The following is a 13,083-nucleotide window of genomic DNA, read 5'->3' as shown; positions in this document are numbered from 1 at the left end:
ATATGTCGCTATGAACGCACCATTAGCTTTGAACCAGTTGTTGGATGCTGAGGCGGGCTCCCCCCGTCTTCGCGAAATTCCCTACAACTACACCTCCTTTTCCGATCGAGAGATTGTGATTCGCCTATTGGGCGAGGAATCCTGGCGCGTCCTCAATAACTTGCGTGGTGTTCGCCGTACAGGCCGTTCTGCTCGCATGTTGTTTGAAATTCTGGGTGACATTTGGGTAGTTCAGCGCAATCCTTTTTTGCAAGATGATTTGCTAGACAGCCCCAATCGCCGCAAACAATTAATCGATGCTCTTTGGCATCGCTTGGGTGAAGTCAAGAAGCGTAATAGTGGCGATTCTGCTGACCAAGTAGAAATTCTATTAAGTGCCGCTTATCGCGCAATCGAAAATTTCGAAAACGGATTTAAAGAAGTTGAAGTCATTCGTAAGCGTGCTCGTAAAGAGTTAGGTCGCCATACTGATGCAGACAATATTTGTTTTGACGGTGTATCTCGTGCTGCTCACGTTACTGATGCAACAGACTGGCGCGTAGAGTTTCCACTCGTTGTTCTCAAGCCGGATTACGAATCTGAAATTCCTGGTTTGGTGAAAGCTTGTATTGAATTAGGGCTGACCATTATTCCTCGTGGAGGGGGTACTGGTTATACCGGTGGCGCTATTCCGCTGTATGCAATGTCTGCAGTAATTAACACAGAAAAGTTGCAAGATATTGGTGGTGTAAAAGCTAAAAAACTGCCAGGCTTAGATCGCGAAGTATCTACTATCTTTACTGGTGCAGGCGTTGTGACACGTCGCGTATCTGATGCTGCAGAGCATGCTGGGCTTGTGTTTGCGGTTGATCCTACTTCTGCTGATGCAAGCTGCATTGGCGGCAATATTGCTATGAATGCGGGTGGTAAGAAAGCGGTTCTTTGGGGAACTGCTTTAGATAATCTGGCTAGCTGGCGCATGGTGGATCCGCAAGGCAATTGGTTGGATATCGAGCGTCTTGAACACAATATGGGCAAGATCCATGATGTGGCAACTGTCCGCTTTCAGCTCACTTGGTCTGATGGCAATAGTGAGCCGGGTCAGCGCATTCTGAAAACAGAATTATTAGAAGTTGAAGGTAGACGTTTCCGCAAAGAAGGTTTAGGTAAAGACGTTACTGATAAATTTTTATCAGGTTTACCTGGTGTGCAAAAAGAAGGTTGTGATGGTTTGATTACTAGCGCAACTTGGGTATTACATCGTATGCCTAAATTTATGCGCACAGTTTGCTTGGAGTTTTTTGGTCAAGCGCGTGAAGCTATTCCAAGTATTGTAGAAATCAAGGCTTACTTGGATGGTTTAAGCAAGCAAGGCGGCCCAATCTTGGCCGGTCTCGAGCACTTAGACGATCGCTATTTAAGGGCGGTGGGTTATTCAACTAAATCAAAGCGCAATAGCTTGCCGAAGATGGTGTTGATTGGCGACATTGCTGGCGATGATGAGGAAGCCGTTGCTGCAGCTACGAGTGAAGTAGTGCGGATGGCGAACTTACGTGTTGGTGAAGGCTTTGTTGCAGTCAGCGCTGAAGCTCGTAAAAAGTTCTGGCTCGATCGTGCCCGCACGGCTGCGATCGCCCGTCATACCAATGCGTTCAAGATTAATGAAGACGTCGTGATTCCTTTGCCACGTATGGGCGAGTACACCGATGGTATCGATCGTATCAATATTGAGCTCTCCCTCAAGAATAAGTTGCAAGTACTCGATGGTCTTGAGACTTTCTTGAAAAAGAGCGCATTACCGTTAGGTAAGAGTGATGCTGAGTATGAGATTCCTACAGCAGAAATCTTGGGAGATCGTGTTCAGCAAGCCTTAGAACTCATCGCCAAGGTACGTGGACGTTGGGCTGAGTGGCTCATTGAGATGGACTCTTATTTCCCGCGTCTGCAGGATTACAGTCTGCGCGCTTCATGGAAAGAGGAAGTGCGCTCTGAATTGCGCATCATCTTTGGTGGTTTGGCGTTTGAGCCGATTCTGGCTGAGCTAGAGGCAATTCACAAAAATATTTTGCGTAAGCGCGTATTTGTGGCCTTGCACATGCATGCTGGTGACGGAAACGTTCACACCAATATTCCGGTGAACTCGGATGACTACGAGATGTTGCAGGATGCGCATCGCGCCGTAGATCGGATCATGAAATTAGCCCGCTCATTAGACGGCGTGATTTCTGGTGAGCATGGTATTGGTATTACTAAATTAGAGTATTTAACAGAAGCTGAACTCAAAGATTTCCGCAGCTATAAGAATCGTGTTGACCCAGAGGGCCGCTTTAATAAAGGCAAGTTGATGCCACATGCTGACCTGAGCATGGCATACACGCCAAGCTTTGGTCTGATGGGCCATGAGTCGATCATCATGCAGCAAAGCGATATTGGTGCGATTGCCGATAGCGTAAAAGATTGTTTACGTTGCGGTAAATGCAAGCCTGTTTGCTCAACCCATGTTCCACGTGCAAACTTGCTCTATAGCCCACGAGACAAAATCCTAGCAACATCACTATTGATTGAAGCCTTCCTATACGAAGAGCAAACTCGACGTGGCGTTTCGATTCGTCATTGGGAAATGTTTGATGATGTCGCAGCGCATTGCACGGTTTGCCATAAGTGCTTAACTCCATGCCCGGTCAATATCGACTTTGGTGATGTGACCATGAACATGCGTAATCTCTTGCGCAAGATGGGACAGCAGCGCTTTAATCCTGGCACAGCAGCATCCATGTTCTTCTTGAATGCCACTAGCCCAGAATCGATTAATCTCGCTCGCAAGACGATGATTGGTTGGGGTTATAAGTTGCAACGCTTGGGCAATGATGTCTTGCGTAAGTTTGCAAAACAACAAACTGCCCATCCGCCTGCAACAGTAGGAAAGCCAAGCGTCAAGGAGCAGGTGATTTTCTTTGTAAATAAGAAGATGCCTGGCAATCTTCCTAAGAAAACAGCGCGTGCTTTGTTGGATATTGAGGATGCGAACTACGTTCCAATTATTCGTGATCCTAAGACAACTTCTGCAGACACTGAGGCAGTGTTTTACTTCCCAGGCTGTGGATCTGAGCGTTTGTTCTCTCAAGTTGGTCTAGCTACTCAAGCGATGTTGTGGAATGTTGGCGTGCAAACTGTTCTTCCTCCTGGCTACCTGTGCTGCGGCTACCCACAGCGGGGCAATGGCGACTTCGATAAAGCCGAAAAGATGATTACGGATAACCGCGTGTTATTCCATCGAGTCGCCAATACTCTGAATTACTTAGATATCAAGACGGTTGTTGTTTCTTGTGGCACTTGTTATGACCAGTTAGCGGGCTACCAGTTCGAACAGATTTTCCCTGGCTGTCGCATTATTGATATCCATGAATTCTTGGCAGAGAAGGGCGTTAAGCTTTCTGGCGTAACGGGCGTGAAGTATATGTATCACGATCCTTGCCACTCCCCAATGAAGTTACAGGACCCTTTGAAGACTGTGAATGAGTTAATTCAACTCGAAGACGGTAAAGCAATTGCAAAGAATGATCGTTGCTGCGGTGAGTCTGGCACATTGGCTGTCACGCGCCCTGACATTTCTACTCAAGTGCGTTTCCGTAAACAGATTGAGATGGAAAAAGCTGCGACTGAATTGCGCAAAGATGATTTCACTGGCGAAGTCAAAGTATTAACCAGCTGCCCATCATGCTTACAAGGCCTGACACGTTTTGATGCAGATAGCGACACTACAGCCGATTACATCGTTGTTGAAATGGCTCAGAAGCTGCTTGGTAAAGACTGGATGCAGGACTATGTAGCTAAGGCTAACCAAGGTGGCATTGAGAGGGTCCTCGTTTAATGATTCCAAGCAATATCGTTGTGCATCAACAGTCCAAGGTATTGGAGCTCTCATATGAGAACAGCAATACCTATCGTTTGCCTTTTGAGTTGTTAAGGGTTTTATCTCCTTCCGCTGAAGTCCAAGGCCACGGTCCTGGGCAGGAAACATTGCAGACGGGTAAGCGGGATGTTTTGATCGCCAATATTGAACCTGTTGGACACTATGCACTCAAGCCTAGCTTTTCGGATGGTCATGACTCAGGCTTGTTTACCTGGGATTACTTATTGTTTCTGTGTGAGAACCAGGAGCAGTTATGGGAAGAGCATTTAGATAAATTGGCCGCTGCTGGTTTAGATCGCGATACACCGATGACTCAGTCAGGCGGTGCATCAGGCCATTCTTGTGGAAGTCACTAATGAGTAAAACGCACTTCGGGTATCAAAGTGTTGATGAAGCTGAAAAAGCCGGCAAGGTTGCCGAGGTATTTCATTCGGTAGCTAGCAAGTACGATGTCATGAATGACCTGATGTCATTCGGGCTGCATCGTGTTTGGAAAAAAGTGACGATTGCTCGCGCAAATGTTCGTCCTGGTCAAAAGATCTTGGACATTGCGGGCGGTACTGGCGATCTCGCCGCAGCTTTTGCAAAAGCTGCTGATTGGGGGCGCAATCCAGATGCTCAAGTTTGGTTAAGTGATATCAACGCTTCTATGTTGGGCGTTGGGCGTGATCGTCTATTGGATCGCGGCATGGCTTTGCCTTGTGTGCAGTTTGATGCCGAAAAAATTCCTTTTCCGAATAATCATTTTGACGTGGTGACTGTTGCTTTTGGCTTGCGTAACATGACGCATAAAGAGATCGCTTTAGGTGAAATGTGTCGCGTGATCAAACCCGGTGGCCGCGTTTTGGTGTTGGAATTCTCCAAGCCTGATGCTTTTTTACAACCCGTTTATGACACTTATTCATTTAAGGTTTTGCCTTGGTTGGGCGAAAAGATTGCGCAAGACTCGGAAAGCTATCGCTATCTAGCAGAATCCATTCGCATGCATCCTGATGCAGAAACCCTCAAAGAAATGATGCTGGGGGTCGGTTTTGATGAAGTGGAAACCCACAGGATGACTGGGGGTATCGTTGCCTTACATATTGGTATTAAATACTAATAGTCGTATAGTTTTTAAAGTCTTAAAAACTAAAGAAGTTGAGTAGTTATCAAAAGGGGTGGATATAAAAATGAATAAACATTTTTTTAAAGCAGTGCTCTTGAGTTTTACTTTGATCATTGCAATGGTTGGCCAAGTTGATGCTGCTCGCTTAGGTGGCGGTAGAAGTCTTGGTCGCGCGCCAAGTGCGCCAATGCAACGTCAGGCTGCACCTGTGCAAAAGCCGGTTCAGCAAGCGCAACCGACTGCTCCAGCCCCAGCTCCTCAGGCACCTGCGCCTAGTCGTTTTGGTGGCATGGGCGGTATTTTGGGTGGCTTAGCTGCAGGCCTAGGAATTGGCTACCTCTTATCCCATTTTGGTTTGGGCGAAGCAGCCTCTTCTTTAATTACCGGTTTACTGATCGCAATGTTGGCAGGCTTTGTCATTATGTTTGTGATTCGTAAATTATTGCCAGCGCTGTCTGGTGCGGGTCAAAACTCAAATGTTCCATCACAAGGCATGCAGCGTAATAGCGTTGAGATGCCAAGACAAGAGCCTGCATTTACTCCTGCTGCAAACGCATTCGGCGGGGTGAGTGCAGAGCCTGAGGTATTTCAGTCAACCTTGCCCCCTGGTTTCGATCAACAAACATTTTTGGAAAATGCAAAACAATATTTTGTGACTTTGCAAAAAGCTTGGGATCAAGGCGATCTCGCGTCCTTACGTGAATTTACAACCCCCGACATGTTTGCCACGATTCAGCAAGATTTGGCGGGTAGAACTGATGGCAGCAATCAAACCGATGTTGTGACCATTAATGCTCAGCTCTTGGGGGTTGAGACAGCAGATGCCCACTATTTCTGTAGCGTTCAGTTCAGCGGCATGATTCGTGAGCAGCAGGGTGCTCCAGCTAGCGACTTCTCCGAAATCTGGAATTTAAGTAAGCCTGTGGAAGGTCCTGGCGGCTGGGTACTGGCGGGTATCTCCCAGTTGGTTTAAGCTTTAGGTACTTTCCGTCGGAAAACCCGCACTAGTGCGGGTTTTTTACACTCATGAACAGACATTTTTCGACTACCCATACGATTGCTTCCGGCGCAGCCTGCCGGGGGATTAATCACGTGTTGGGTAGCGAGCCTTGGGCGTCTACAGAATTGGCCCGTCATGCCAACAAAACCATTTTGCTGCAGTTACCTCTTGGTAATCTGTGTTTTGAGATCAACTCAGATGGTTTATTGGCTAGCTTGAAAGAGATTGAGGCGCCTTCACTCACCTTGGAAGTTTCTGCTAAGGCCTTGAGCGACTTGGCTGGCAGTGCTGGCTCTTTGCGAGAGCAAGCTTTTAAAGCAGTCAAAATTACTGGTGATGCAGACTTAGCCCAATTATTGGGTCGTCTCGCGGGGCAGTTGCGCTGGGAATACGAGGAAGATTTGGCTCGCTTAGTGGGAGATGCGCCTGCAAACTTTGCTGTGAGGCAGGGTAAAAAGTTTGTATCTGCCACGCGTTCTGCCGCAAGTGATTTACTGGACAATGTAGTGGAGTATGTCAGCGAAGAAAAGAAAGTGCTTTTAAATAAACGAGACTTTATGGTTCGAAAATCCGAACTAAGTGATCTGCGCGAGTCTGTAGATCGTATAGAAAAACGTATTCAACTTTTAGAGCAAAAGGCTAAATAAATCGTGCGTCGAATTGCTCGTCTCTTTTTCATTTTCTTTACCGCATGGCGTTATGGCTTATTGCCGCTGCTTCGCGATCTTCTAAAGCCGGGCATTCGTCGTGGATTCTTAACCATGCTTTGCTGGATGTCTCCGGGCAGTCATCTGCCTAGAGGTGAGCGTATTCGATTAACGCTCGAGGCACTAGGTCCTATTTTTGTGAAGTTTGGTCAGGTGCTCTCTACGCGTCGTGATTTATTACCAGAAGATATTGCCAACGAATTGGCTAAATTACAAGATCAAGTGCCACCATTTTCAAACGAAGAATCGCGTCGTTTGATTGAAGCAGATCTAGGTCAACCAATTGAAGAAGTGTTTATTAGTTTTGATGCAACACCTGTTGCTAGCGCTTCAGTGGCGCAGGTCCACTTCGGAGTCTTGCGTGGCACAGATAAACACCCTGAATGGGAAGGTCGTTCAGTAGCGATTAAGGTCTTGCGCCCCGGTATTCTGCCGGTGATTGAGGGTGACCTGGCCTTGATGTACGACCTAGCTAAGGTGATTGAAAAAAGCTCCGAAGATGGCCGTCGTTTAAAGCCGCGTGAGAACGTTTCGGAGTTTGATACTTATTTGCATGATGAGCTTGATCTCATGCGCGAAGCCGCTAATGCGAGTCAGCTACGTAGGCAGTTTGCGGATTCGAATAAGTTAATGATTCCGGAGATGTACTGGGATTTATGTCACACCAATGTGATTGTCATGGAGAGGATGTATGGCATCTCGATTGGTAAGACGGCGGCACTCAGGGAGGCAGGAGTTGACTTTAAGAAGTTGGCTTCAGATGGCGTAGAAATATTCTTTACTCAAGTATTTGAGTATGGCTTCTTCCATGCGGATATGCATCCCGGTAACATCATGATTAGCTTAGAGCCAGAAACATTTGGCCGTTTCATTTCTCTAGATTTTGGAATCGTCGGCGCGTTAAGTGAATCTGATAAAAATTATTTAGCCTTGAATTTCTTGGCATTCTTTAATCGCGATTACCGTCGCGTTGCTGAGTTACACATCGAATCAGGTTGGGTTCCAGCGAATACCCGCGTTGAAGAATTAGAGGGTGCGGTACGTTCAGTTTGCGAACCGTATTTCGATCGTCCTCTGAAAGAAATTTCCTTGGGCATCGTGCTGATGCGTTTGTTCCAGACCTCCCGTCGTTTTAAGGTGGAAATCCAGCCGCAGCTCACTTTGCTACAAAAAACCCTCTTGAATGTTGAAGGTCTGGCCCGTCAGTTGGATCCTGATCTAGACCTTTGGAAAACGGCTAAGCCGATTCTGGAAAAATGGGTAAGCAAGCAGTTAGGGTGGCGCGGTCTCATTGACGGCATCAAGGAAGAGGCGCCTACTTGGGCCAAAATTTTGCCAACATTGCCCCGCTTGATTGCGGAAAGCCTAGCGCAGGCACGCTCCCCCATAAAAGACCAAAATGGCGAATTAGAGGTCTTAAAGGCCCTTTTATTTCAAGAAAGACGTACACACCGCCTGTTGGCGGGTGCTTTACTCTTTGCCGGCGGGTTTTTGGCTGGAATTTTGATCATCAGCCTAGGTATTTATTAGTCTCTCGCTGATTGGCTGCTAACCCGCTAAAATAGCGGGTTAGGCAGAACACATGAAAAAATACTTTATCGCTGGCATCCTCGTTTGGGCACCATTGTCGATCACCATTTGGGTGATTGCTTGGGGCTTGGGTCTGCTCGACGGTGTTTTTGGTTCTGTAATGCACGCCATTATTGTGGTTCTCCCTGAAGATGCTGCGAGAGATCTACAGCATTTCCGCGATCTCCCAGGCGTTGGAATATTGATTGTGATTGTGGTCATCCTGCTCACCGGATTGACTGCGATTAATTTTGCAGGGCAGTGGTGGTTAAAGGTCTGGGATAAATTTGTTAATCGCATACCGATTGTTCGTTCCATTTATTCCAGCGTTCAGCAAGTCTCATCGACTTTATTTTCTGGAAGTGGGCAGGCTTTTAGCAAAGCCTTATTAATTCGCTATCCCCATGCGGATTCTTGGGTGATTGCTTTTCAAACTGGTATCCCAGCAAAAGAAGTGACTGCCAAATTAGGTGAAGACTACGTCAACGTATTTCTGCCTACAACCCCAAATCCAACCTCTGGTTTTTTCATGATCGTGCCACGAGCACAAACGATTGAATTAGAGATGAGTGTGGAAGAGGCTCTGAAACATATTGTTTCAATGGGCTCTGTTCCTCCCAATAGTTCTAGTGGTTTAACTGCATCCCAGTTGCCACGCCATTTTTGATTTATAGGAAATTGTTATGTCAATGCGAAGCCATACCTGCGGCCAGGTAACCGATTCACTGATTGGTCAAGAAGTCACTCTTGCTGGATGGGTTAATCGCCGTCGTGACCACGGAGGCGTGATCTTTATTGACTTGCGCGACCGCGAAGGTTTTGTGCAGGTTGTTTGCGATCCCGATCGCCCGGAAATGTTTGCTCTTGCTGAACAAGTTCGTAGTGAGTTCTGTATACAGATTAAAGGTCTTGTGCGTGCACGTCCTGCCGGCACTGAGAACACGGATTTGGTTAGTGGAAAAGTAGAGATCCTCTGCCATAGCTTGGTGATTCTGAATGCTTCTGTAACTCCGCCATTCCAGATTGATGATGAGAATTTGTCAGAGACTACTCGATTGACTCATCGTGTATTAGATTTGCGTCGCCCACAAATGCAAAAGAATTTACGTTTGCGTTACAACGTGGCGATGGAGTGTCGTCGTTATTTAGATGATGCTGGCTTTATCGATATCGAAACACCGATGTTGACTAAGAGCACCCCAGAAGGCGCGCGTGATTATTTGGTGCCTTCCCGTGTTCATGATGGTCAGTTCTTTGCGCTGCCACAGTCTCCACAGTTATTCAAACAGTTGTTAATGGTCGCTGGCTTTGATCGCTACTATCAAATTACCAAGTGTTTCCGTGACGAAGATTTGCGTGCGGATCGTCAACCTGAATTTACTCAGATCGACTGTGAAACTGCTTTCTTAAGTGAGTTAGAAATTCGTGATTTATTTGAAAACATGATTCGTCATATTTTCAAGAAGACGATGAATGTTGAGTTGCCTAATCCATTCCCGACTATGCCTTACTCAGAGGGTATGGCACGTTTTGGCTCCGATAAGCCAGATTTGCGTGTGAACTTTGAATTCACCGAATTGACCGATTTAATGAAAGACGTTGATTTCAAGGTGTTCTCAGGCGCTGCAAATCAAGTTGGTGGACGAGTGGTGGGCTTGTGCGTGCCTGGTGGCGCTGAAATTAGCCGTAGCGAAATCGATGACTACACTCAGTTCGTCAGTATTTATGGCGCTAAGGGCTTGGCTTGGATCAAGGTCAATTCCGTTGCTGAAGGCCGCAATGGCTTGCAGTCACCAATCGTGAAGAATTTGCATGATGCAGCGATCGAAGGCATCCTGAAGCGTACTGGTGCAAAAGATGGCGACATTATTTTCTTCGGCGCCGATAAAGAAAAAGTAGTGAACGATGCGATTGGTAATTTACGTTTACGTATTGGCCAATCTGCTTGGGGCAAAGCGCATGGCCTCTTTACCGAAGGTTGGAAGCCGTTGTGGGTAGTTGATTTCCCAATGTTTGACTACGATGAAGGGGAAGCCCGTTGGGTTGCTTGCCATCATCCGTTTACTAGCCCTAAAGATGAGCATATGAAATATCTGGAATCCGATCCAGGTAAGTGCTTGGCAAAAGCGTATGACATGGTGTTGAACGGTAGTGAAATTGGTGGCGGATCAGTCCGTATTCACCAAGAAGCGGTTCAAAGCCAGGTATTCCGCGCATTGAAAATTGATGCAGAAGAAGCGCAAGCGAAGTTTGGCTTTTTGTTAGATGCGCTTCAATATGGCGCGCCTCCTCACGGCGGTATTGCGTTCGGCCTGGATCGCATCGTAACCATGATGACTGGTGCAGAATCCATTCGTGATGTGATTGCTTTCCCTAAAACACAACGTGCGCAGTGCTTGTTAACTCAGGCCCCAAGCCCAGTAGACGAGCGTCAGCTGCGTGAGTTGCATATCCGTTTGCGTCAAGCTACTCCTGCCGCATAAAGCAACTTCAGTAATACCATCTTGAAAATCCCTATTTCGGTTTTAGTCGTTATCTACAAATCGAATAGGGATGTTTTATTGATAGAGCGTGCTGACCGCTCTGACTTTTGGCAGTCTGTCACCGGTAGTCTTGATGCTCTCGATGAGGATCTGGCTTTAGCAGCTACGCGAGAAGTGTTTGAAGAGACAGGGATTGCGGTGGATCGCCTTCCAAAAGATGCATTGCAAAACTTACATCATCACATCGAGTATGAAATCTATCCTGAGTGGCGCTTTCGTTATGCCCCAGGTGTCACTAGAAATACTGAACACTGGTTCGCGCTACAAGTTCCTAATGACACAGCAATTAAATTGGCACCAAGAGAGCATGTTGCATATGAGTGGCTCCCTTATGAAGAGGCTGCTAAGAAATGTTTTTCTCGCAGCAATGGCGAGGCTATTCTGAAATTATTTTCTGCGAACTAAGTCGAGTCAAATAGCCAATTAGGAATAAGATAGAGCGATGAGACATTCATCAGGACATCATCACGGTAGCGCAGATTCAAAAACACCAGGGCGCGGTGATTGGCGCGTCATTCGTGACCTCCTCCCTTATCTTCTGGAGTACCGCTTTCGGGTAATTTTTGCCCTGAGCTGCCTGATTGCCGCCAAGGTAGTTAATCTGGGTATTCCAATTGTGATGAAAGAGTTAATTGACTCTTTGGATATCAAAGCAAGTTCTCCCCAAGCCCTTTTGGTTGTTCCCTTGGGAATTATTCTGGCCTATGGCTTGTTAAGAATTTCCGCATCCTTGTTTACAGAGTTGCGTGAAGCTTTATTTGCCAAGGTTACTCAGAATGCAGTTCGTAAAGTCGCACTTCAAGTATTTGAGCACTTGCATTCACTGGCGCTGAGCTTTCATCTAGCCCGTCAGACGGGTGGCGTGAGTCGAGATATCGAGCGCGGTACACGTGGTATTCAGTCACTAATTTCTTATTCGCTCTACAGCATCCTGCCAACCGTCATTGAGTTCTGTTTGGTGCTGGGCTACCTTGCCTATTCATACGATATTTGGTTTGCTGCAATTACATTTACAGCCTTAGTCCTCTATATTGTTTTTACGGTGATGGTTACTGAGTGGCGTACCCATTACCGCCGCACCATGAATGATATGGATTCAAAAGCCAATCAAAAGGCCATTGACTCCCTCTTGAATTTTGAAACAGTGAAGTATTTTGGTAACGAGGCCTTTGAGGCCAGGCGTTACGATGAAAACTTGCTGCGCTATCAATCTGCAGCAGTCAAGTCACAAAAGACTTTGGCAGTATTAAATCTTGGCCAGCAGATCATTATTGCTACGGGCTTAATGTTGATTCTGTGGCGCGCTACTGTCGGCGTTGTCAATGGCACGATGACTTTGGGTGACCTCGTGCTGGTAAATACCTTGATGATTCAGCTCTATATTCCGCTTAATTTCTTAGGGGTGATATATCGAGAAATTAAGCAGTCATTGACTGATATGGATCGAATGTTTTCTCTGCTGAATACTGATAAAGAGATTGCTGATTCTCCAGATGCAAGGCCACTGCAAGTTCACGACCAGGGACATGGCCCAGATGTTAGATTTGAGCATGTCTCGTTTCACTATGATGCGAAGCGTGAAATTCTGCGTGATGTCAGTTTCAACATTCCTGCTGGAACCATTACTGCAGTAGTAGGTCAAAGTGGCGCAGGTAAAAGTACTCTCGCCAGATTGTTATTCCGTTTCTATGATGTGCAGTCAGGAGAAATTCTGATCGCTGGACAGAATATTCAAAATGTGACGCAGGCTAGCTTGCGTAAAGCAATCGGCATCGTTCCGCAAGACACCGTTTTATTCAATGACACGATTGGTTACAACATTGCCTATGGCGATCCTTCGGCGACGATTGAAGAGGTCCAAGAGGCGGCTAGGGCTGCTCAAATTGATGGCTTTATTAAGCGCTTGCCAGACGGCTATGACACTCAGGTCGGCGAGAGGGGTTTAAAGCTATCTGGGGGCGAGAAGCAACGCGTGGCGATTGCGAGAACCCTTCTCAAGAAACCAGCCATGTTGATTTTTGATGAAGCAACTTCAGCTCTAGACTCCAAAACAGAACGCGCTTTTCAGGAAGAGCTCCTCAGTTTGGCCAAGAACCGGACAACCCTCATTATTGCCCATCGTCTTTCAACCATTATTCATGCTGATCAAATTTTAGTGATGGACCGTGGTCAGATTGTGGAGCGAGGAACTCACGAAGAGTTGCTTGCAGCTCAAGGAAGGTACGCGGAGATGTGGCAGATGCAAGAGCGTGCCACGGTTGATTAGA

The 13,083-nt window shown here is 46.7% G+C and carries 10 protein-coding genes; all 10 read left to right on the top strand.

Going from position 1 to position 13,083, the window contains the following annotated elements:
- The first annotated feature begins 10 nt into the window (after positions 1 to 10).
- The 10 genes from ICV90_RS09340 to ICV90_RS09295 all read left to right on the top strand — a co-directional run bounded on the left by ICV90_RS09340 (position 11) and on the right by ICV90_RS09295 (position 13,082).
- Complete coding sequence (locus ICV90_RS09340; RefSeq protein WP_215358659.1) at positions 11 to 3,850, top strand: FAD/FMN-binding oxidoreductase; 3,840 nt, start codon at positions 11 to 13, stop codon at positions 3,848 to 3,850.
- On the top strand, positions 3,850 to 4,248 hold the full coding sequence (locus ICV90_RS09335; protein WP_215358658.1) for a gamma-butyrobetaine hydroxylase-like domain-containing protein: 399 nt from the start codon (positions 3,850 to 3,852) through the stop codon (positions 4,246 to 4,248). The genes ICV90_RS09340 and ICV90_RS09335 overlap by 1 nt, the downstream gene beginning before the upstream one ends.
- Positions 4,248 to 4,991: a bifunctional demethylmenaquinone methyltransferase/2-methoxy-6-polyprenyl-1,4-benzoquinol methylase UbiE gene (ubiE, locus tag ICV90_RS09330; RefSeq protein ID WP_072582714.1), complete on the top strand. Its 744-nt coding sequence runs from the start codon at positions 4,248 to 4,250 to the stop codon at positions 4,989 to 4,991. The genes ICV90_RS09335 and ubiE overlap by 1 nt, the downstream gene beginning before the upstream one ends.
- A gap of 70 nt (positions 4,992 to 5,061) precedes the next feature.
- Complete coding sequence (locus ICV90_RS09325; RefSeq protein ID WP_215358657.1) at positions 5,062 to 5,970, top strand: Tim44 domain-containing protein; 909 nt, start codon at positions 5,062 to 5,064, stop codon at positions 5,968 to 5,970.
- Between the two features lie 53 nt (positions 5,971 to 6,023).
- On the top strand, positions 6,024 to 6,644 hold the full coding sequence (locus ICV90_RS09320) for an SCP2 domain-containing protein (protein ID WP_215358656.1): 621 nt from the start codon (positions 6,024 to 6,026) through the stop codon (positions 6,642 to 6,644).
- A 3-nt stretch (positions 6,645 to 6,647) separates the two neighbouring features.
- On the top strand, positions 6,648 to 8,234 hold the full coding sequence (gene ubiB, locus ICV90_RS09315; protein ID WP_215358655.1) for a ubiquinone biosynthesis regulatory protein kinase UbiB: 1,587 nt from the start codon (positions 6,648 to 6,650) through the stop codon (positions 8,232 to 8,234).
- A gap of 52 nt (positions 8,235 to 8,286) precedes the next feature.
- Positions 8,287 to 8,940, top strand: coding sequence for a DUF502 domain-containing protein (locus ICV90_RS09310; protein ID WP_215358654.1), 654 nt, complete (start codon positions 8,287 to 8,289; stop codon positions 8,938 to 8,940).
- Between the two features lie 16 nt (positions 8,941 to 8,956).
- Positions 8,957 to 10,756 carry an aspartate--tRNA ligase gene (gene aspS / locus ICV90_RS09305; protein ID WP_215358653.1) on the top strand — a complete coding sequence of 600 codons (1,800 nt, stop codon included), beginning with the start codon at positions 8,957 to 8,959 and terminating at the stop codon, positions 10,754 to 10,756.
- A 21-nt stretch (positions 10,757 to 10,777) separates the two neighbouring features.
- Positions 10,778 to 11,221, top strand: a complete 444-nt coding sequence (nudB, locus tag ICV90_RS09300; RefSeq protein WP_215358652.1) for a dihydroneopterin triphosphate diphosphatase — start codon at positions 10,778 to 10,780, stop codon at positions 11,219 to 11,221.
- Positions 11,222 to 11,258: 37 nt separating this feature from the next.
- Positions 11,259 to 13,082, top strand: coding sequence for an ABC transporter ATP-binding protein/permease (locus ICV90_RS09295; RefSeq protein ID WP_215358651.1), 1,824 nt, complete (start codon positions 11,259 to 11,261; stop codon positions 13,080 to 13,082).
- Position 13,083 lies beyond the last annotated feature (1 nt).

Origin of the sequence: Polynucleobacter sp. JS-JIR-II-b4 (assembly GCF_018687815.1) — a bacterium.
Lineage (GTDB): Bacteria > Pseudomonadota > Gammaproteobacteria > Burkholderiales > Burkholderiaceae > Polynucleobacter.
Note: the sequence above shows the minus strand (reverse complement) of the source record. Positions and strands in the feature narration are given on the sequence as shown.